18 protein-coding genes and 5 pseudogenes are annotated in these 21,505 nt (G+C 41.3%); 14 read left to right on the top strand and 9 right to left on the bottom strand.

Going from position 1 to position 21,505, the window contains the following annotated elements; genetic code table 11:
• The first annotated feature begins 60 nt into the window (after positions 1-60).
• Positions 61-1,330 (top strand): annotated as a pseudogene (locus PN838_RS16765) (Xaa-Pro dipeptidase).
• Between the two features lie 123 nt (positions 1,331-1,453).
• Here PN838_RS16765 and PN838_RS16775 read toward each other — a convergent pair.
• Positions 1,454-2,586, bottom strand: a pseudogene (locus PN838_RS16775) (GGDEF domain-containing protein).
• Positions 2,587-2,904: 318 nt separating this feature from the next.
• Here PN838_RS16775 and rpsF point away from each other — a divergent pair.
• From rpsF to rplI, 4 genes are read left to right on the top strand one after another with little or no spacing between them, the layout of a single operon-like run.
• Positions 2,905-3,240, top strand: a complete 336-nt coding sequence (gene rpsF / locus PN838_RS16780; RefSeq protein WP_215964676.1) for a 30S ribosomal protein S6 — start codon at positions 2,905-2,907, stop codon at positions 3,238-3,240.
• A 15-nt stretch (positions 3,241-3,255) separates the two neighbouring features.
• The gene (gene priB / locus PN838_RS16785; protein WP_215964677.1) at positions 3,256-3,561 is read left to right on the top strand and encodes a primosomal replication protein N; all 306 of its coding nucleotides are present in this window, start codon (positions 3,256-3,258) and stop codon (positions 3,559-3,561) included.
• A gap of 9 nt (positions 3,562-3,570) precedes the next feature.
• Positions 3,571-3,798 (top strand): 30S ribosomal protein S18, encoded by a 228-nt coding sequence (rpsR, locus tag PN838_RS16790; protein WP_215964678.1) that lies wholly within the window; start codon positions 3,571-3,573, stop codon positions 3,796-3,798.
• 27 nt (positions 3,799-3,825) lie between these two features.
• Positions 3,826-4,278, top strand: a complete 453-nt coding sequence (rplI, locus tag PN838_RS16795; RefSeq protein ID WP_215964679.1) for a 50S ribosomal protein L9 — start codon at positions 3,826-3,828, stop codon at positions 4,276-4,278.
• 268 nt (positions 4,279-4,546) lie between these two features.
• On the opposite strand, the gene PN838_RS16800 is transcribed toward rplI, so the two are convergent.
• On the bottom strand, positions 4,547-5,740 hold the full coding sequence (locus tag PN838_RS16800; RefSeq protein WP_272181405.1) for a DUF3083 family protein: 1,194 nt from the start codon (positions 5,738-5,740) through the stop codon (positions 4,547-4,549).
• A 476-nt stretch (positions 5,741-6,216) separates the two neighbouring features.
• Between PN838_RS16800 and PN838_RS16805 the strand changes: the two are divergent.
• A pseudogene (locus tag PN838_RS16805) lies at positions 6,217-6,785 on the top strand (DUF6198 family protein).
• A gap of 149 nt (positions 6,786-6,934) precedes the next feature.
• Positions 6,935-7,606 carry a LuxR C-terminal-related transcriptional regulator gene (locus tag PN838_RS16810; protein ID WP_272181406.1) on the top strand — a complete coding sequence of 224 codons (672 nt, stop codon included), beginning with the start codon at positions 6,935-6,937 and terminating at the stop codon, positions 7,604-7,606.
• 46 nt (positions 7,607-7,652) lie between these two features.
• Here the strand turns inward: PN838_RS16810 and PN838_RS16815 are convergent, their stop codons facing one another.
• The 6 genes from PN838_RS16815 to PN838_RS16840 form a co-directional block, all read right to left on the bottom strand.
• Complete coding sequence (locus PN838_RS16815; protein ID WP_272181407.1) at positions 7,653-8,120, bottom strand: response regulator; 468 nt, start codon at positions 8,118-8,120, stop codon at positions 7,653-7,655.
• 80 nt (positions 8,121-8,200) lie between these two features.
• Positions 8,201-10,102 carry a sensor histidine kinase gene (locus tag PN838_RS26565; RefSeq protein ID WP_334313533.1) on the bottom strand — a complete coding sequence of 634 codons (1,902 nt, stop codon included), beginning with the start codon at positions 10,100-10,102 and terminating at the stop codon, positions 8,201-8,203.
• Positions 10,056-11,111 carry an SLC5/6 family protein gene (locus PN838_RS16825; RefSeq protein WP_272181408.1) on the bottom strand — a complete coding sequence of 352 codons (1,056 nt, stop codon included), beginning with the start codon at positions 11,109-11,111 and terminating at the stop codon, positions 10,056-10,058. The genes PN838_RS26565 and PN838_RS16825 overlap by 47 nt, the downstream gene beginning before the upstream one ends.
• Positions 11,112-11,594, bottom strand: a complete 483-nt coding sequence (locus PN838_RS16830) for a hypothetical protein (protein ID WP_215964685.1) — start codon at positions 11,592-11,594, stop codon at positions 11,112-11,114. It lies immediately after the preceding gene.
• A 105-nt stretch (positions 11,595-11,699) separates the two neighbouring features.
• Positions 11,700-13,439, bottom strand: coding sequence for a sodium:solute symporter family protein (locus tag PN838_RS16835; protein ID WP_215964686.1), 1,740 nt, complete (start codon positions 13,437-13,439; stop codon positions 11,700-11,702).
• Positions 13,439-13,690, bottom strand: coding sequence for a DUF4212 domain-containing protein (locus PN838_RS16840; protein WP_215964687.1), 252 nt, complete (start codon positions 13,688-13,690; stop codon positions 13,439-13,441). The genes PN838_RS16835 and PN838_RS16840 overlap by 1 nt, the downstream gene beginning before the upstream one ends.
• Before the next feature lie 249 nt (positions 13,691-13,939).
• Here PN838_RS16840 and PN838_RS16845 point away from each other — a divergent pair, with 249 nt between their 5' ends.
• The 7 genes and pseudogenes from PN838_RS16845 to PN838_RS16875 all read left to right on the top strand — a co-directional run bounded on the left by PN838_RS16845 (position 13,940) and on the right by PN838_RS16875 (position 19,821).
• The gene (locus PN838_RS16845; protein ID WP_272181409.1) at positions 13,940-14,227 is read left to right on the top strand and encodes a hypothetical protein; all 288 of its coding nucleotides are present in this window, start codon (positions 13,940-13,942) and stop codon (positions 14,225-14,227) included.
• Positions 14,224-14,520 (top strand): CBS domain-containing protein, encoded by a 297-nt coding sequence (locus PN838_RS16850; RefSeq protein WP_272181410.1) that lies wholly within the window; start codon positions 14,224-14,226, stop codon positions 14,518-14,520. Before PN838_RS16845 ends, PN838_RS16850 begins: the two co-directional genes overlap by 4 nt.
• Before the next feature lie 13 nt (positions 14,521-14,533).
• The gene (locus PN838_RS16855) at positions 14,534-15,013 is read left to right on the top strand and encodes a CBS domain-containing protein (protein WP_272181411.1); all 480 of its coding nucleotides are present in this window, start codon (positions 14,534-14,536) and stop codon (positions 15,011-15,013) included.
• Positions 14,976-15,785 carry a putative nucleotidyltransferase substrate binding domain-containing protein gene (locus tag PN838_RS16860; protein ID WP_272181412.1) on the top strand — a complete coding sequence of 270 codons (810 nt, stop codon included), beginning with the start codon at positions 14,976-14,978 and terminating at the stop codon, positions 15,783-15,785. The genes PN838_RS16855 and PN838_RS16860 overlap by 38 nt, the downstream gene beginning before the upstream one ends.
• Positions 15,786-15,871: 86 nt before the next feature.
• Positions 15,872-16,483 (top strand): exonuclease domain-containing protein, encoded by a 612-nt coding sequence (locus PN838_RS16865; protein WP_272181413.1) that lies wholly within the window; start codon positions 15,872-15,874, stop codon positions 16,481-16,483.
• A gap of 153 nt (positions 16,484-16,636) precedes the next feature.
• Positions 16,637-18,531: pseudogene (gene acs / locus PN838_RS27510) on the top strand (acetate--CoA ligase).
• Positions 18,532-18,759: 228 nt separating this feature from the next.
• Positions 18,760-19,821 carry a DcaP family trimeric outer membrane transporter gene (locus PN838_RS16875; RefSeq protein WP_215964691.1) on the top strand — a complete coding sequence of 354 codons (1,062 nt, stop codon included), beginning with the start codon at positions 18,760-18,762 and terminating at the stop codon, positions 19,819-19,821.
• 151 nt (positions 19,822-19,972) lie between these two features.
• Here the strand turns inward: PN838_RS16875 and dbpA are convergent.
• Positions 19,973-21,358 (bottom strand): annotated as a pseudogene (gene dbpA, locus PN838_RS16880) (ATP-dependent RNA helicase DbpA).
• Positions 21,359-21,505: the final 147 nt, after the last annotated feature.

The raw sequence follows: 21,505 nt of genomic DNA on the forward strand, positions 1-21,505 counted from the left end.
GAAACTCTGCTTTAATAAGCAAAGGTATTAATAAGAAAAAACAAAAGTGGAAGGTAACATATGCGTTTGGTCCCGGTAGCAGCTTTATTGAGTATTTTATTCTGTTCCTCAAATTTACTAGCACAACAAACCCTCATTAACGCCGACGCCTATGTCGATGTGGAAAGTGGCGAAACGATTAATTACGTGTCGGTTTTAGTTGAAGATAACGTGATTATAGAGGTTGGCCGACAGGGCAAAGTCTCCGCTGATGCAGGCGCTGACATTATTAACCTACAGGGGAAAACCTTATTACTAGGCTTAATGGATATGCATGTTCATTTAACTGGTGATGCGGAAGAGAACTTTTTGGCATCAAAAGGAAACTCGGTTCCTAGGATGACGGTAAAAGCGGTAAAAAATGCTAAAAAAACTTTGATGGCTGGATTCACTACTGTTCGTAACTTGGGTGCAAAGGGTTATTCAGTCATTGGTGTACGAGACGGCATTAACGCTGGTGAAGTTGTCGGGCCTCGAATTTGGGCCGCAGGCCATTCTGTTAGTATTACAGGCGGTCATTGTGATGATAATTTCTCACCACCAGAAGCAGAAAGTATCAGTGGTGGTGTTGCAGATGGTCCGTGGGCGGTGCGAACTAAGGTGCGTGAAAACATCAAGTATGGCGCAAACACAATAAAAGTGTGTGCAACAGGTGGTGTGTTTTCAAAGGGCACTAAAGTTGGCATACAACAATTAACGGAAGAAGAAATCCGCTCGGCTGTCGAAGAAGCTCATATGCGCGGTCTAATTGCTGCGGCACATGCGCACGGGACTGAAGGTATTAAAGCCGCTATCCGTGCTGGTATCGACAGTGTTGAACACTGTAGCTTTATGGACCAAGAAGCAATCGATTTGGCACTAGAGTATGGTACATACTTGTCGTGTGATATTTATAATACGGAGTATACGTTGGCGTTTGGTGAAGCAAATGGAGTCCCAGAAGAAAACATCAACAAAGAAAAACTCGTATCAAAAGCACAACGTGATAGCTTTAGAATGGCCGTCAGAAGCTGGTGTGAAAATGGTATTTGGCTCAGACGCGGCAATTTATCCACATGGCGATAACGGCAAACAGTTTTCTCGTATGGTACGGTTTGGGATGACACCTATGCAAGCGATTCAGGCGGCAACATTAAATAGTGCTGATCTTTTGCAACAGGATAACATTGGACAAATTAAAGCGGGTTATTTAGCGGATATCGTCGCTGTTGATGGCAATCCAATTAGCAATATTGATCTTATGGAAAATGTAACTTTTGTAATGAAAGACGGTGTTGTTTATAAGCAATAAACCGCTATGAAAACGGTGTCTTGATATACGCCAGTGCTGTTGCGTATTTCAAGGCACTTTTAATAGGAGATCGACAGTAAAACGATATCGCTATCGACTTCACAGCATTAGATGAATTTAAAACTAGCCTGTGATGTTTTGAGTATGTTCGACCTGATCCGTCATGATGCAATTTCTGCCAGCATCTTTGGCTTGATAAAGTAAATTGTCAGCGCGGGCAAGGAGCAGAATGTCAGTGTCTTTGGGTTTAATTTGAGTTAATCCAAAACTTGCTGATAGCGGCCAAGAAATTCCTTCAAATTGATTTTTCTCGATATTTGCCTTCATTCTTTCAATCACGGTCAGTGCAGCCGAAATTTTAGTACGTGGCATGACAATAACAAATTCTTCACCGCCAAATCGGATCAAAATATCCGTAGATCGGCTACTTTGTTTTAATACTTCCGCGATTGCTATAAGGGCTTGGTCACCAGTTAAGTGACCTAATGTGTCATTAATTTTTTGAAGTGATCTAAGTCACATACAGCAATGCAAAAAGACTCATTTGAGCGTGCAAATTCTTTAACTTCGCGCAGTAAGAAGTCCGTTAAATAACGTCTGTTGTACAATTTTGTTAATGGATCTTGAATGGATTCTTCTTTGAGTTTTTCGTTGGTCTTTTTTAAGTCCATGGACAGTTTTAACATCAGTCTGCGGTTGCTCTCTAGCGAGTTGGCAATTAAAAATGAAACGACACAAATCGCAATGATGGGAAACAAAAATAGGACGCTAAAAGGCTGATCATAAAAATGGAAATAAACCACTGAGAATTGGGTTGTTGCAATTGCCATAATGATGACATATTTAAGAGAACAGGCTCGGTACGCGGTTACTGTGCCTAAAATAGCAAAAGAGAATGCGGTGAAATTTGGCGTTAATAAGGACTGTAAAGCGGTAATAGACGCCGCAATAATGCATACGATTATGGCGTAACTCATCATCAAGAAGTCCATGTTCTTAATGTTGTTATAGGCTTTCGCTGTAGGTAAAACAAAACGGAAAACAGCTGAGCATAAAAATAGGCCAAACCAAATTATTAGGTAAGGGCTACTATATTCTCCGTTAATGTCGTTGACTTGATGGTATATGTTGCGGCAACAAAATAGCAATGCAATGATGCCCAACACGTAAGTCGCTACGACAAATCGAGAATAATTGTCTTCGACCTGAGATTCCAAATATTTGATAGCAAAACCACGTTGTTCAGCTTGAGCCATTTTTATTTTTCTTAATTAACTTAATTACGGCACTGCTCTTAAATCACATTGCTCATTTGCTATACAGAATAAAGGTTGCGCTTTTTCTGTGCAACACTTTGTTACATTTTGCTCAAAAATTAGTCACTTGCGGTTGGTAAGTGCTAACAAAATAGGGTTATCTAAACTAATTGTTTGAAAAGTCATCAAATCGATTGAGCCAAATCAAAAAGTAGGTATAATTGCGCCCCCAAATCAGCTATCAATTTTTGTTCCTTGCCTTTGTACAAGTTTGGCTGAGCTTGAGTTTAAGGCTACTAATCCAAAAGGAATCTAACGATGCGTCATTACGAAATCGTTTTTATGGTTCACCCTGACCAGAGTGAACAAGTAACTGGTATGATTGAACGTTATACTGGTTCTATTACTGAAGCCAATGGCCAAGTACACCGTCTTGAAGACTGGGGTCGCCGTCAATTAGCTTATCCAATTGAGAAATTACACAAAGCACACTACGTTCTTATGAATGTTGAAGCGCCGAGTGAAGTAATTGCTGAATTAGAAGAAACATTCCGCTACAACGATGCGGTATTGCGTTCTCTAACTATCCGTAAGGACCATGCAGTTACTGAACCTTCTCCTCTGGCTAAAGAAGAGAAGAAAGAAGCTGCTTAATTGAGGATAGCTTAGGTGTTTAATCAGGTGGTCTTAACGGGCCAAATTTGCAAATCACCCAAGTTTTCTGAAAGTCCTGCAGGCGTAGTTCATGGTCAATTTTCAATTGAACATCGTTCTATTCAACAGGAAGACGAGTTTAGCCGAAACGCTTATATTCGAATTCATGTTGTAACCTGTGGTGAACAACAAAGGCAGTTAATACAAAATTTTGTTGTAGGTGATGAAGTTAATGTGAGTGGTTTTTTAAACCGTCACGAAAGTAAAAATGGTCAACCCATTCTTGCACTTCACGCTCAACACATTGAAAAACTCAATTAGGAGACTCTAATGGCACGTTATTTTAGACGTCGTAAAGTTTGCCGTTTCAAAGCAGATGGCATCAAAGAGATAGATTATAAAGATCTAGCAACTCTACGTAACTATGTTACAGAAAGTGGAAAAATCGTACCTAGCCGTATCACAGGTACAAGTGCAAAGTATCAACGCCAACTAGCTCGTGCGATCAAACGCTCACGCTTTTTAGCATTGTTGCCTTATACAGATTTACATCAATAAGACTGGTAATTAAGAGGTTTAATACATATGAACGTAATCCTTTTAGATAAAGTTGCCAACTTAGGTTCACTTGGTGACAACGTAGTCGTTAAATCTGGCTACGCGCGTAACTACTTATTCCCACAGGGAAAAGCAGTTCCAGCGACTAAAGGCAATTTAGAGCAATTCGAAGCTCGTCGTGCAGAATTAGAAGCAAAAGTTGCTGAAGAATTAGCTGCCGCTGAAGCTCGTGCTGCTCAAGTTACTGAGCTTGCAGAAGTGACTATCGCTTCTAAAGCTGGTGACGAAGGTAAACTATTTGGTTCTATCGGAACTCGTGACATCGCTGACGTTATTTCAGAAGCTGGTGTTGCAGTCGTTAAAGCTGAAGTTAAAATGCCTGAAGGCGCAATCCGTGAAACTGGAGAGTTTGATATCGCTATCCAACTTCACCCAGAAGTAACTGCGTCTATCAAAATTAACGTTATTGCTGAAGCATAATTAGTTAGTTTTAAAAGTATGAATGCCAGTGACTTGTCACTGGCATTTTTGTATCTGCTGTTTAATGTTTTAGCCTGACACTTATCTAACGGTTCGAAAATTCAACGTAACTACCCAACCTGGTTTCTTCCTAGCATCTTGGATATCAAGGAACGACACTAAAAAATAGCATCAGCCAGTAATAACAGTCATTAAGAATAGTCAGTTGCAATCCGGTCATTAATTCAAAGTGTCAAAAAATCTGAATATTAAATTAAGCGAATTATACTTAGAAGTATTGCGTGGGCGTGATACTAGGCGGAAATTGCCCCGTCACTTTGCAGTTCAGGGGCATATAAATATTACACTTGTTGCATGATATGTTGATGAACACGAATGATAATATCGTCGTTATCTTTTTCCAATTCACATCGTCAGCAAACTTAGTTACGGTTTGCATCACTTGATTAACAAACTTCCCGTAGTTGTTATTATTTTCATCTGACTCGTCAGCGAAAAAGACAAAACGTATTGTGTCTGCTAATTTATCACCGCTCCAATGTACACAGAAACGGCTTTTGTTATTGCTTGGATCCACGCCAATAGATATTAACTCACCTTGTACTTCTGCTGTTTCTGACTCGTCATAACGAACAAACGGTGACAGGCCATTGGCAATTAGTGCCGCTTGGTCAATATTGTTTTCACTACATGCGTCTTTAAATATGCTTTCTACTTTTTCATACAATTTAGTGAAAGGCGTATCACAGTTGTAATCAATGTCAGTGCCTTTTAATAAACGTCGAGCCATTGGTACACTGGCAATCGCGTAAGTAATTGAGGTGTGTTCACCAATCTTTTGACCTTGGCTTTGATAGCGATCAGCAATTTCACGGAAACTATGAGTGATAGTTTCTTTATGACCTTTCTCTTTCGTGAATAAATCAAAAGTAAGATGTTGATGGTCGCGTAATTTTATTGCGTTAGGTGCTAAGCCTATTTTAGCTGAAATGTCTTTAACTGCTTTAAACACGGCATTATGGAACTTGCCAGAATTAAGGCGTAACTCGTCACCGGTTGCTAAAAATAATATTTTTACTTTTCGCGCTCTAATTGCGTTGTCGTAATAGCTTTTAAATGTGCTGTTATGTTCTGGGCAGTAAAAGAAAAAAGACTGCTGATTACTATGTAGCACTTGTTGCTCGCCACTGTAACGTACACGAACTAGTTTGTTATTCGCAACAAAATTAACGTGTGTCAGACCGTGTTGTTCAACTACTTCAAAAATTTGATGAGACAATTTTTGGTAAAACTTTTGATATGGCTGGTCTGCATTGCTGTCGATTGTGCCGACAACGGATTCAATTAACTCGTCTGTTAATTGGATTTCAGCCAAAATATACTGGTTATCGCGTGAGTCACTAGGAATGTAAACTCGGTCACCTGCGCGGTGTTTTCTTAAAATTGATGATGCTCTTCTCATAATTCCCTCTCTGCTTCTAGGACCAATTGGTTTGAGAAACTAATTTATTTTTATTGTTATAACATGGCGTTAATACGTAAACATCAATTCATTTGACAATTTGCCTGTTGTTTTTAGACTGAGTTGGAATTGATTAGTTGAACTAGTTTCTACTCTATTATTGTGACATATATGTGTTATTCAAGTTTTATTAACGGTGGAAATCCCAATATTAGTGCATCTTGGCTTAAGAGTCAGGTACTGTTTGGTTTAGCCGTCTTTTGCACTATTTAAGCGTAAATATCTCTTGCCGATTTTGGGCAATGTTTGAATGGATAAATAGAGCTATTACTCAGTAATGATAGAGTTAATAGGTTAAAATAGCGCCGTCGAATTTACGCAGAGTTGTCATGAAAAAAATAGCATTTGAATGGTACGCAATAGTTGAAGGCTGCTTCTTAGTCGCCCTTGGATTATTCTTTTTACAATCGAGTCATATGATCGTTGGTGGCACTGCAGGTCTTGCCGCACTCGCAACTAAAAGTTGGGGGTTGTCGATGGGGTTATGGTTCTTCATTGTAAATGCGCCGTTTTTTGTTATCGCTTACCGTCAAATGGGAAAAACGTTTACGTTAAAAAGTGTGTTTGGCATTGTGTTGGTTTCTATTCTTGCAGATACGATGCAATTGCTCATCTCTTTAAATTCAATCCCTATGTGGCTAGCCTCGTTTATCGGCGGCGGTTTAATAGGTGTTGGATTATTGCTGATATTCAAAAATAATGCGTCACTTGGTGGGGTCAATATTCTTGCACTTTTTATTGAGAAAAATACGGCATCCATAGTGGCAAAGTTATTTTATCAATTGATTTGTTAGTCGTGTTATTAGCTCTGACAAGTTATACCGTAGAACAATTGCTGTATTCGACACTTGGCTTTTTTGTTTTGACTTCGGTTTTAGGCCGTTATCATAAAAAAGCGCCACTGACTCAGAATCACAAAGTGAAGACATCCTCCGTTGCTAATACCGCGGGTACTGACGTTGATTCCCACGTAAGTCCTGCATAGAATTGTATCGCTCGTTCATACTAGGTTAAAAAGCGATTTTTGTTGATCTGCATTAGGTTTAGGTGCGAATAGACAAAAGTCTAATTAACTATTTGTTAATTTCAGACTAGACTAACGCTGGGATAATTTAACAAAAGCGATATAACCACATGCAGCCAGACAAAATTATTGTTGCTGATGATCATCCATTATTTCGGCAGGCTCTATTAGAAACCTTAAGGTCAAAGTTAACGCATACACAATGGCTTGAAGCCGAAAATGTTAATGAGTTAAATACACTTCTGGCCGAAAATACTGATGCAGATTTGTTGTTATTAGATCTCAATATTCTTAGTGCTCATGGCTTTAATACGTTAATCCATGTGAGGCGACATTTTCCTCAAATACCAGTTGTTGTTGTTTCTGCATATGATGATGTGGATACTATCTCCTCTGCGATGGAGCATGGTTCGTCGGGTTTTGTTCCTAAATCAACTCCAGTAGAAACCATCTTTTTGGCTATTAATGAAGTGTTTTCAGGCAATATTTGGACCCCACCTAATTTTTCTGCTCAAACCGCACAATCAGGAAAATCCGATATTGCAGAACGAATCGCAAGCTTGACGCCACAGCAGTATAAAATTTTGATGATGTTTGCCGAAGGGCTGTTAAACAAACAAATTGCCTACGATTTACATGTGTCAGAGGCCACGATTAAAGCCCATGCAACTGCTATCTTTAAAAAGTTAAACGTACGAAATCGTACACAGGCTGTTATTACGCTTAATGAACTTGATCTATCAGGCACGGCATTTGAAACGGAATTATCCGCGTCAAAATAGTAAGCCTTTGGTCTCTTGAATTTTATTACAATTTGTTGGCAATGGATTAGTCGACAAATTGTTTACGAAGCCTTTCAGCTAATTTGGCATTGATTAGCGCACGAAGTGCTGCTGGCTTAACTAACTTTCTCATAAACCCTAAATCTGCATTAGCGGCTTTATGCTCTATACCAACCTCGGTTGTCGCAGTTATCAATATTGCCGGTAGATAACGTTCTGAGGTGCTTCTTAGTTCTTCAATTAACTTGATACCTGTTCGGTCGTTTTCAAGCTGATAATCCACCAAAGCAATGGCTATATCGTCTTTTTGTTGCTGATACTTTTCTTTAGCTTCCGTCGTTGAGGCGGCGCTAATTACGTTGCATTGCCAACTTTTAAGCAATTCTACCATCCCATTGAGAACCGCAGGGTCATTATCGATACACAACACAGTTACACCTTGCAAGCTTACACTCTGCGCAGTAGCGGAGCGTTTTGGCGTTGGTGTAGCAACAGGAGAAATGAATTGAGGCACCGCTTGCGGGATAGTAATACTAAAATTACAGCCATGACCACTTCGAGAGGTTAGTGTTAGAGGGTGGTTGAGGAGTTCGGCTAAACTTTTGTAATACTCAGCCCCAACCCTAAGCCTTTAGCACCGGATTGCTTGTTGGTATTCAATTGGGTGAATTGTTCAAAAACTAGCTGTTGCTTATCCAGTGGAATACCATCGCCATTATCAAGCACTTGAACGACTACATTGTTGCCAGAGCGTCGAACACCAAGCAGTACTTTGCCAGGCGCAGCATAGCGAATCGCATTACCAAGTAAATTTTGCAAGATGCGGCGCAATAAGTGGCGGTCGGATTTAACCCAAACTTCGGTTTTTACAAATCGTACCTCGACCTGCTGTTTGTCAATGACCGCAGAGAAATCTCGTTTAAGTTCCTCAAATAAGGCTGTTAATGAAAAGCTGTCGAATTGAGGATGAATATTACCGCTTTCTATACGGGCTATTTCACCAAGGTTGGCCAACAGGTCGTTAGCCACCTTTAACGAGTCGTTGATATTGTTAACCTGCACCAGTTGTTTGTCGGTTAACTCTGGTTGACTCGCCAAAGCAGATGTAAACAAACGGGCAGCTTCAAGGGGCTGCATTAGGTCATGACTTACGGCATTTAGATATTGACTCTTTTTGATATGAGCGGTTTCTGATCTTTCCCGCGCGACTTCAAGCTCCCGATTGGTTTCTTCTAGCTTTTGCGTGCGCTCGATAACTCGGCTTTCGAGATCTAGATTAGCTTCTTTAAGGTATCGTTCGGCTTGACGGTACGTAGTGATGTCAGTGAACAACATCACAAAACCGCCGTCAGGCAGAGGGTTACCTTGGATACTAATGACCTTACCATTGTTATGTTGGCGTTCTGAATTATGGGGACTACCCTGCTTTAAGAAATTGACTCGGCGAGCGACTTGTTTGTCAACGTCGCCCGGGCCTGTAAGGCCTTTTTCAACGTTAAAGCGGATAAGGGGTTCGATAGGGCAGCCGACATAAAGTAGCTCTTTTGGGTATTCAAACAATTCGACATATCGTTTATTCCAAGCCACAAGGTTTAAGTCACCGTCGACAATGGAGATACCCTCACTGGCGTTTTCAATCGCACTTTGCAGTAAATTTTTACTAAATTCCAAGCGTTGTGCAGATGCGTCTTCAACTAACAAAGCGAGTTCATTGAGTGCAATATCCCGACCTTCGAGTGCTGAATGCAACACAAGGCGGGCAGAGGATGACCCCATTACACTGGCAAGCGTTTGTTCGGTGTGTTCAATGAGTTTTTGAATATAAACCTGTTTACTAAGATGTTTTTTATTATTGAATTGGTTAAATTTTTCAAATTTACTGCGTGCTGACGATTCACCTACAAACCGCGCCATTAAAGCGACTAGCTCGGCTTCGTTTAACTGACGGTATTTGGGGGAGCTAACCACGAGCTTAGTGGATTGTTCGAAAAACAATGCGCTTTGCACGCGCTCTTGCACGCTAGGGCGGGTGAATTGCGACACCAGCCACATGACAAAAATATTAGAGGTTAGACTGAGTAAGGTAATTATAGTGTAACTCGGAACTGGTGCCTCTTGGAAAGGATGAGGATAAAGCCCAAGTTCTGGTAGAAAGTTTAGTGCGAGCCACATACTAAAGCCCACCACAATACCGCTATAAACCCCTTTTAGGGTGACACTCCGAGAGTAAAAAGCGGTGATTAGTGCTGGGGTGAGTTGACCAATTGCGCCAAAGGCAATTTCACCTAGTGCCGAAAGAGTATCTGGTGAAGCAAAATAGAATGCGCCATAGCCCAGCATGATCACGACAAAGACGAGCACCTTACGAACGTTAAGAAGTCGCACTCTAAATGTATCAAAATCGGTATCCGACTTACCTGTAGATTTAAATAAAATTGGGAATACAATCTCATTGCTGATCATAGTGCTCAGTGCGATTGCTGTAATAATGACCATCGAACTTGCTGCGGATATCGCACCAATAAAGGTCAGTAGTGTTAACCACGAGTTGTTGGTTAACTGTGGTAAAAATAATACGTAGGCGTCGCTGGGGACGGTGTCCCCAAGTAACATATATCCTGCGAGCCCAAGAGGGATCGCAAATAAGGCAAATACCATTAAATAAAGAGGGAACAAACGGCGGCTTAACTAAGGTGTCTTTTTCAAATTTAAGCTCGACGACCATAACTTGGAATTGGCGCGGTAAGGCTAAAAACGCAGCCATGACAACAATAAGCAAACCAAACATAGATGTTAAGTTAGGTAGAGAAAATTGTTGCGTTAGGTTTATTTTTTGCTGGGCCTGCTGCCAGATATCTACAGGGGAATCGAACAGGAAAAAGCTGGCAAATATACCAACCGCGGCAAACGCAATGAGCTTCATTAACGATTCAAACGCGATGGCTAACATTACATCAGGGTGGCGCTCTGTAACCTCTATTGAGCGAATACCAAAGATGACAGTGAACCACACCAATACCAAACTTACGCCTAGACCAAGTTGCCAATGTTCAAACTCTAGCGCAAATTGAAGCTGTTGGAATGTATAGACAATTGCTTTTAATTGCAGTGCAAGATAAGGCAATGTGCCGACGAGGGCGACGGTTGTAACGAGTCGGGCGAGGTGTTTTGATTTTCCGTAACGTGATGCAATAAGGTCGGCAATAGACGTAATGTTTAGCTTTAAGCTGACATTAATCATGCGTTGAATAAATGGCCATGCAAATACAAAGAGTAAAATCGGGCCAAGAAATATGGGAATATGCGACAACACATTGCTAGCGGCCTTACCACTCGTGCCAAGAAAACTCCAGGACGTGCAATACACCCCTAAAGTCAGAGCATAAATAATAGGCTGATAAGTTTGTTTAATTCGGTGGCGGTAACGGTCACCTAAATAAGCAATGAGAAACAGCAGCATTATGTAACTAATGCTGATGCTTATCAGTTGCCAGTTTGCGAACATTTAGTCTTCTTTAGCAGGCAATTGAGTGCTCTGCGTTGTACTAGTAAATTCACCTGCGTATTGATTGCCTTTGATTGTGGCAATAACGCGGAAAACTTGTTTGCTTCCCTTGGCGGCATTAAGTTTGGCAAAAGGCGTATGTTCGTACCAATAGTATGGCGTTTGAAGTAGAGCCATTCGAAAAGGTGTAGCCGTACCTTGGTTGTCGACTAAAAAGAGCGTGGCGTCGTCTAACGGATAAGTTGAATTGATGACTGTTCTATCTTTGTCTTCACCATCCGTTGCAGTGTATAGACTAAGTTTAATATCACCGGAACGAAGAATGCACTGTTTTGCTATAACATCACAATAGTCATTTTCAGTGGTTAGCTTAAAAAATTGGTTTTCAGGTTTTTCGAGTTCCAGCCAAAGATCGGATCCAATCCAGCCGAGGACAGCCAGAAACGGGGCGATGATAAATGCGAGTCGAGTATGTTTATTCATATTTCTTTTTTATAGTTTCCAATGAGTTAATGCAACTAATTTTTACCTGTAACAGTAAAAGAAAAGACTCCCGAGGGAGTCTTATTTTATCGAGTTTTATTAATTCTAGTGGTCGTGCGCAGCGGCAACTTTACCATGTGGTGTACGGAAGTTTTCAACCATATCTTGTATGTGTTGAGGAGCTTCAGAAGTTGCTTTAAGAATTATAAAGGCAACAGTAAAGTTAACTAACGCACCAACAGCGCCAAACGCATTTGGTGAAATTCCAAAGAACCAGTTAGGCTCTAAACCACCAAGGAACTCAGTACCACTGATGAACATGATGCCCTTGTGTTGGAATACATACAACATAGTCACACCGATACCTGAACACATTCCCCATACTGCAGCTGGGCCTGACATCTTCTTAGAGAATATACCCATCATTAGTGCTGGGAATATCGAAGATGCAGCGAGTCCAAATGCTAGGGCAACTGTTCCTGCGGCAAAGCCAGGCGGATTGAGCCCCAGATAGCCGGCGACAATGATTGAAATTGTCATTACCACCCTGCCTGCAAATAACTCGTTTTTCTCTGAAATATCAGGGGTAAGTACGCCTTTCATTAAGTCATGGGATACCGATGACGAAATGGCGAGCAACAAACCGGCGGCTGTGGATAACGCGGCGGCAATACCACCTGCGGCTACCAGTGCAATGACCCAATTTGGCAAGTTAGCAATAGCTGGATTTGCTAGAACCATAATGTCACGGTCAACTTTCACCATTTCATTAGTTTCAGCATTTGCAGTGTATTGTATTTTACCGTCGTTGTTTTTGTCTTGATATTGCAACAACCCGGTTTTTTCCCAATCTTTAAACCACTGAGGACGTTCTGCGTACTCTAGGTTTTGACCAGCAACAGGTTCAATCGTATTCATTAGGTTAAGTCGAGCCATCGCGCCTACTGCAGGAGCTACTGTGTATAACAAAGCGATGAATACTAATGCGTAACCAGCAGACATACGAGCCGCTTTAACCGATGGTACAGTGAAGAAGCGCATGATGACGTGTGGTAAACCAGCAGTACCAATCATCAGTGACAATGTATAAGCAAACATATTTAACGTGCCGCCCATGTTGTCAGTTGTGTATTCTTTAAAGCCTAAATCCGTTACAACCATGTCGAGTTTATCTAATAGATAAACACCGCTGCCGTCTGCTAATGTACTGCCTAAGCCAAGTTGTGGGATTGGGTTACCGGTAAGTTGCAATGAGATAAATACAGCAGGGATCGTATAAGCAAAGATAAGGACACAGTACTGAGCAATCTGAGTGTAAGTAATCCCTTTCATACCACCAAGAACTGCGTAAACCCAAACAACGGCCATACCAATATATAGACCAAGATCATAATCAACTTCTAGGAATCGAGAAAACGCGACGCCAACGCCTTTCATTTGACCGATAATGTAAGTAAGAGACGCTATGATTAAACAGATAACCGCAACAACACGTGCTGTTTTAGAATAGTATCTATCTGCGATAAACTCAGGAACCGTAAACTTACCGTGTTTTCGCATGTAAGGGGCGAGTAGCATTGCCAAGAGGACATAACCACCGGTCCAACCCATTAAAAATACTGAGCCACCGTAGCCTAAGAAAGCAATCAGACCTGCCATCGAGATAAATGACGCGGCACTCATCCAGTCGGCACCAATCGCCATACCATTTTGCAGTGGTGTTATACCACCGCCAGCAACATAAAAGTCACTTGTAGATCCCGCTCGTGCCCACCAAGCTATACCAAAATAGACAGCAAATGAACCGAAGACGGCAATGTAAGTATAAAGTTTTAACTCTTCCATTATTCTTCCTCGACATTATATTTTTTGTCTAAGTCGTTCATCTTTTTGGTATACCAAAAAATGAGACCTAAAAAGGTATAAATTGAGCCTTGTTGCGCAAACCAGAAGCCTAATTTGTAGCCGCCTAAGCGGAATTCATTGAGTTGTTCGACAAGTAAAATGCCAAACCCAAATGAAACAACAAACCAAATGGCTAGGCAGATAAATATTAGACGAAGGTTTTCCCGCCAATATGAGCTTTGATTCTCCACGATCCTCTCCTAGATTTTTAAAATTGTTTAAACACTGTTGAAGTGATGGCCTGTTATCTTATTTTTGGTATAAATTTGTTCTTTAGCCCATCGCCATAGTTAAGCTAACAACAATTTTCAACTAGCGGTATTAAACTTTAGTCTAGAATGTAGTCTAAGCGGTTGACCCATTTTCTTAACTGCTCTAAAACTCTAACAGTCTGTTTTAATGTGCAATCCTGATATAAAGCGGTTAATAGGTGGAGAAATATGTCTAACGATTTATCTGAAGTACACGATTTTATTCGGGTTATTCCGCCATTTGATACTTTGTCAGAGGAGCAAATTTCTCGATTAACCCGAAATATATATATTCAATATGTGGCGTCTAATTCCAGCCTGCCTCCCGAGGGGGATCAAAAAGCTGTTTTGTATTTTATTCGCAAAGGGGCACTGGCCTATTTTGGCAATGACAACGAATTATTAAGTAAGTACGGTGAAGGTGATCTTTGTTCGGTTTTTTACTGCCGGATGAAAATGTTAAAATTTCTGTTGTGACCGAGGAAGACACCTTACTTTATTGCATTGATCGGGAAGCGCTACTCGAGGTCATTACTGAAAGTGAAGAAGCCGAAGCGTTTTTTGCTCAAACCGCAGCGCAGCGTCTTAAAAAACGAATGGAAAAATTTAGTGATGATGCCGTTGTATCATCCACTTTAATGAACACCCAAGTTGAACATGTGTACCATACGCCTGCTGCGACGATAGATATGAAACTCAATATTCAACAAACCGCTCAGCAAATGACAGAGCAAGGTTATTCTTGTTTAGTCGTGACTAAGGCAAGGTGAGATGGTTGGCATTGTGACGGACAAAGATATCCGTACGCGTTGCGTTGGAGAAGGGTTAGACCCTTTAATGCCGGTATCCGATATCATGAGTAGTGATGTATTGACGTTAGACACCAATGACAGTGCATACGACGCCTTGATAGTCATGACGAGTCGGAATATTCATCATTTACCAGTAACCTCCAATGGCCGATTAGCTGGTATGGTTACAGTAACAGATTTGATGAACCATGAAGGTAACAACGCCGTCAATATTTCTAGTTTAGTTGCCAAAGCGAATAAAATTAGTGAGCTAACTGAAATAAGTAAGATGTTACCAAAGTTGCAAATTAGAATGTCAAAACTTGGGACAACCTCTGATCATGTAGGCAAAAGCATTAGTGCGATTACCATGGCGTTTACGGTTCGACTGATCACAATGGCGGAAAACTTATTAGGGCCAGCCCCGGTACCGTATGCCTCAGCTTGCTGCGGGCTCTCAGGCCAGACTTGAGCAGTTTGCGCACTCTGATCAAGACAATGCGATGATTATTTCTGACAAGCTACAGCCCCAGGATGCCTATTGGTATCAAGACCTTGCCACTTTTGTTTGCGATGGTTTAGCGGCGTGTGGGTTTATTTATTGCCCCGGTGACATAATGGCAACTAACTCCAAATGGCGACAAACGCAATCGGTTTGGCACAAATATTTTCATAAATGGGTGGTGAACCCAAGTCCCCAAGCACTGCTAAATTCCAGTGTCTTTTTTGATCTTACTACCGTACACGGTGATGCGTCTCTATTAAACGAAGTAAGAGACAAAATGTTAGAAAAAACTAAAAACAATTCTTTGTTTATCGCCCATTTGTCACGAAATGCGCTTGCTCATCGACCACCTCTGGGCTTTTTCCGAGGTTTTGTGTTGGTGGAAAATGGCGATAACGAAAAGGTCTTGGATTTAAAACACAATGGCATTGCGCCAATTGTCGATCTTGCCCGAATTTATGCCTTACAAGAAGGTGTTGCAGCTGTGAATACGTTAGCAAGACTGCAGGCTGTGGCCGGAACGCCATCGCTAACTAAGTCGATGGCCAGAAGCCTAATTGATGCTTTTGAATTTTTAGGCTATTTACGTCTAAGTCATCAGGCGCGATTATTATCAGCAGGAAAAAAACCAGACAATTACTTACCGCCCAAAACTATTTCTAGGTTGGAACAAGAACATCTAAAAGATGTTTTTAAGGTGATTAAAACGTTGCAAAATAACCGTCAGGTTGCTTACTAATGTGGCCTTTTTTGAGTCTTTTCTATCGGCTGAACAACAGCGAAAGCGGGCGCTTAGGCGTGTGCCAGAGGGGCCCTAAAAAATATTTGTCGGTACCTTTTCCAGACAAAAATGCAACTATTAGTGAGCTGACTTTACTGTCGGTAGATTTTGAGACAACGGGTTTAAATGCAATGACGCACCAATTGCTTAGTATCGGTTCAATTGAAATTGATGGTGGCAAAATAAAATTGGCGAGTAGTTGTCACAATATAATAAAAACCAAAGGCAAATTAGAAGCGAATAATGTTGTTGTCCATCAGATCACGGATTCAGAAAAAGAGCAGGGCATTGAATTAAAAACCGCTGTTGATCAGCTACTACTGGCGTTAGCTGGGAAAGTCATGTTGGTCCATTATGCCAAGATAGAACGTCAATTTTTACGGCAAGTTTGTTTTGAACTTTACGGAGTGCGCCCTCCATTGATGATGATAGATACCTTAATGTTGGCAAAAAAACGACTCGATATTGGCGGTCAACATTACGACCCTTCAATATTTCGGCTGGAAAGCTTGCGCCAGAGCTTTCAACTTCCAAGCTACCATGCTCACAATGCCTTAAATGATGCAATTGCTACCTCAGAACTGTTTTTGGCTGAAATTAATAAATATAAACAAGGGGTTAAGACAAAAATACGACAGTTACTCTGTTCCGTATAAGACTAAAGTATTAGCCAAATTAGGCTTATTTTAGACTTAGGTCTAATGTTCGATTCGCCAAACACTCCTTACTCTAAGTGCAATCAATTTGAATTTGGTTAAACAGGTTTGCTGTTGACCATTTAAATGCATAAAAGAGCAGAAGGACGCACAATGAGTGACTCAAACCAATCTGAATTTATTTACCCTTCACAAGCTGTAATAGATCAAGCCAATGTCAGCGATTATGAAGCGCTTTATAATTATTCTGTAACCGACAGAGAAGGTTTCTGGGCAGAACAAGCAGATACACTCTCGTGGTATAAAAAATGGGATAGCGTTTTAGACGAATCCAATGCGCCATTTTACAAGTGGTTTGACGGTGGTTCGATTAACATCGTTGATAATGCCATTGACCGTCATTTAAAAAATGCCAATCGAAATAAAATGGCGATTATCTGGGAAGGCGAAAACGGTCAGGTTCGTAATTTCTCTTACAACGGATTAAATCGTGAAGTCTGCCAGTTTGCTAACGTTCTAAAAAGCATGGGCGTAGTAAAAGGCGATATCGTTACGATTTATATGCCACAAATACCAGAATTGGTGTTTGCTATGTTAGCGTGCGCTAAAATTGGTGCAATTCACTCTGTCGTTTATGGTGGCTTTAGTACCGAAGCGTTAGCTTCACGAATTGACGATGCGCATTCTAGAGTATTGATCACGGCCGATGGTGGCTGGCGCCGTGGTAAACAAATCGATCTTAAATCAATAGCTAATGATGCAATGAGTCGCTCGCCGAGTGTTGAAGTGTGTATCTGCGTTAAAAACAATGAACTTGACGTTGAGATGGAACCGTCACGTGATTTTTGGTTGCATGATTTAAAAGCCTTGCCAATTGCTAGTCCAAAATGTGAAACCGAACAAACCAGTTCAGAAGACCCACTTTTTATTTTATATACCTCTGGCACCACCGGCTCGCCAAAAGGTATGGTCCATACACATGGCGGTTATGCTGTGTACACCTCTACGACTCACCGGATGGCATTTGATATTAAGCCTGAAGATCGCTGGTGGTGCGCCGCGGATCCTAGTTGGATTACTGGTCACAGTTACATTGTTTACGGACCATTGATTAACGGCGCGACGATTATGTTATACGAAGGTGCGCCAAACTATCCTTACCCAAATCGCTGGTGGCAGATAGTCGAAAAATACGGCATCAATATTCTTTACACTTCTCCAACTGCAATTCGTGGCTTGATGCGCTTTGGTGAGCGTTGGCCACAAAAGCACGATCTCACAAGCTTACGCTTATTGGGAAGTGTCGGTGAACCAATCAATCCAGAAGCCTGAAGTGGTACCACAAAGTTATTGGTCAAGAACGTTGCCCGATTATTGATACTTGGTGGCAAACCGAAACCGGTGGTTTCATGATTTGTCCATTACCGATTACACCGTTGAAACCTGGTTCAGCGACCAAGCCATTTTTTGGCAATGAAATCACAATTGTCGATGACGACGGTGAAGAAGTTGGCGCAGGCGAAGAAGGTAAGTTGATTATCAATAACCCTTGGCCGGGGATGGCACGTACTGTGTTTAAAGATGACCAACGTTATCAAGACTTGTATTGGTCGAAAGTTGGCGACAAATGGCGTTATTTAGCGGGCGACAGTGCCAAAAAAGACAGCGATGGCTACATTTGGGTTATTGGTCGAATGGATGAAGTATTAAAAGTAAGTGGTTACCGACTTGGTACTGCTGAAATTGAAAGTGCTTTAATCAGCCACCCAGCAGTGAATGAAGCTGCAGCTATTGGTCTGCCACACGAACTTAAAGGCAACGCTATCCATACTTATGTGATTTTAAAGCAGGGAATGGTTGGAGATCAAAAGCTAGCTGCTGAGTTACGAGCACATGTTGGTCATGAAATGGGCAAAATCGCGACACCAGAGTCGGTCGAATTTGTTGAGTCATTACCAAAAACTCGTTCAGGGAAAATCATGCGCCGAGTGCTTAAAGCGAGAGCTTTAGGACAAGATGAAGGCGACTTGTCAACATTGGAAGAATAACCACCCTTTAATTTTAACTTATAAAAACAATCAACAGATAGGCGTCACACTAACGTGTGGCGCCGCCCAAAAATAAAAAATAAAAAATAGAAACACAAAATAAAAAACAAAATAAAAACACAAAATAAAAACACAAGAACACAAAAAACAGAAAACACACACAAATAATAAAGCACACAGTTGGCTTGTCGTATTTTGGCCTATCGCTGTGTTAACGAGGAACAGGTCATGAAACTTAAGAGCACACGCAATACATTATTGGTTTTGGGGTTATCAGCTGCTTCATCGGCGAACGCCGGGTATACTTTTGAACTTTCTGAAGAAGACAAACTGACATTTGGCGGCTTTATAGCTGCAGATGCCCGTTATATAGATGGTAACGCCAGTTCCAGTTTAGTGAACGACGACTTTTGGATTGGTCATGCGATAAAAGACGATATTTCGAGTTTGCGTATGCATGTCAATTCATCTCGGATCAATACAAAATACGAACATGGTGACATTACAGGCTTTATTGAATTTGACTTGTTTGGCGGCGGTGGTAATGAAAAACTAACAAATTCTCGTCATCCACGACTTCGCCACGCGTTTATTCGCAAGGGAAATTGGACAGTAGGCCAAACGTGGTCAACATTTGTTAATACTGGTGCGCTGGCTGAAGCGGTTGATTTTGCTGGACCGTTAGTGGCCTCTGGTTTTATTCGACAAACTCAGATCCGTTATACCAATGGCAATTTTCAGTTTGCGTTAGAAAACCCAGAATCTTACGGTGGTTATGAAGGTGCAACGGGTTATGGCGCTAAAGATGTTTTACCGGATGTGATTGCTAAATACACAGTGTCTGGTGATTGGGGTTCTGTTGCCTTTGCGGGGGTTGTTAAACAGCTTACAACCACAATGGATGAGTCTAAATCAGCTATTGGTTATGGCATCTCAGGTAAGATTAAAGTGGGTGCTAAAGATGATTTCCGATTCCAATTACATGGTGGTAATACTGGCCGTTATGTAGGTGCCGCTGCAGCGACAGATTTAGTGGGTGAAGAAGTTGAGGAGTCCACTGCAATTATGGTGGCGTATCGTCATTTTTGGAATGATACATACCGTTCAAATGTCTTTTATGGCAATCATACAACGGCCGAAAGTGATCGAGACCGTTCTCATTGGGGCGTTAACCTCTTTAAATCCATTAACAAAAATTTAACATATGGTTTTGAATTCGGGAATTTCGAAATGGCTGAAGCCGATGCAGATTCCAATTACATTCAGGTGAATGCCAAATATTCACTGTAGTCATTTAAATTGAGGTAGTGTGAATGACGCTACCTCAATATCAGTTTTACACCTCTTGGGCTGGCGACAGCCCTTTTTATGCTTCCTAACTGCCTAATTACAGTTGCTGTTAAACGTCACTTTGAAGTTAAGGTGAGGCCCTAAAATACGACTATCTAATGCGCCACACTCGGAAGTTGCGACCTTTCAATTTACCGTTTTCAAGCTTTTTCAGTGCAAAACCTGCAGAGACTTTTTCACTGCAACATAGGCGCAGTAATCAGTAACATTGATCTTGCCGACATCGCTACTGAGAATGCCATCTTTCCCCGTTAAGGCACCTAAAATATCACCAGGACGAACTTTTTGTTTTTTACCGCCGTCAATTCTGAGGGTTGCCATTTGTGGCCCATACACTTCCGCGTTTAAGACGTCAGCGTCGGGTAGATCGGATTCGCTAATTGTAATTTTTTGGTAATCTTCAATGTCTACTAACTTACTTGAATCACGATTGACATAAAGGCTGCAAGCAAGTCCTTGCTCACCAGCACGACCAGTACGGCCGATTCGGTGTACGTGTGTGTCGGCGTCATGGGCGAGTTCGTAGTTGATCACGGCGTCAAGCTTGTCGATGTCTAATCCACGAGCCGCAACGTCGGTGGCAACTAAAATAGAGATGCTTTTATTAGCAAAACGAATAAGCGTTTGATCACGTTCTTTTTGTTCCAAATCACCATTTAAAACAGCTACACTAAAACCTCGAGCGGCTAAGTAGTCGGTAACATCAAACGTCGCTTGTTTGGTATTACAAAATACAACGCATGACTCAGGCTTATGCTGCATTAACAATAAATGCAATGCCTCTTTGCGCTGCTCTTTGTCTTGAACAAGGAAAAATTGCTGTTCAATGGTGCTGTCGCTTTGCTCTGATTCGACTTTTACATTGACTGGGTTACGCAGTAATTTACCGGCGATCCAGTTAATTTGCTCAGGGAATGTTGCGCTAAATAGTAAGCTTTGACGCTCGATAGGTGCCGCTTCAATAATGGCATCAATAGAGTCTTGAAAACCCATTTCCAACATCTTGTCAGCTTCGTCTAAAACAAAGGTATTCATTTCATCTAGATTGATGCGACCTTTATCTAAGTGATCCAAAATTCGATCAAGGCGTGCCAACAATAATGTGCGCGCCGTGCTCAAGAGAACCTATTTGCGGTCCCATTGGTGTACCACCACATAAAGTTAATACTTTTATGTTGTGAATACCGCGAGCCAGCTTACGAATTTCAATCGCAACTTGGTCGGCCAATTCACGGGTGGGGCATAACACCATGGCTTGAATGCGAAAACGTTTTACGTCTAGATTTTGCAGTAAACCCAAACCAAATGCCGCGGTTTTACCTGAGCCAGTTTTGGCTTGCGCGATAATATCTTTACCTTCCAAAATAACCGGTAAGCTTTGAGCTTGTATCGGTGTCATTTGGTCATAACCTAATGTTGTTAGGTTGTCGGTAAGTTCAGGTTTTAGTGAAAGTGTAGAAAAACAGTGTGCAGACAAAACAGGTGACCTTGATGGGTAATTGTAAGGTCGTAAGTATAGCAGTCTATTGGATGAATAAGTATTTGTGTTGCTGAATTTGTTTTATCGCGTAACGAGTTGGCTATAGGTAACAGCCAACTCGTTATAAAGCATTAGAAAAATTGC

The sequence above is a fragment of the Psychrosphaera algicola genome, from assembly GCF_028401425.1.
Taxonomy (GTDB): domain Bacteria; phylum Pseudomonadota; class Gammaproteobacteria; order Enterobacterales; family Alteromonadaceae; genus Psychrosphaera; species Psychrosphaera algicola.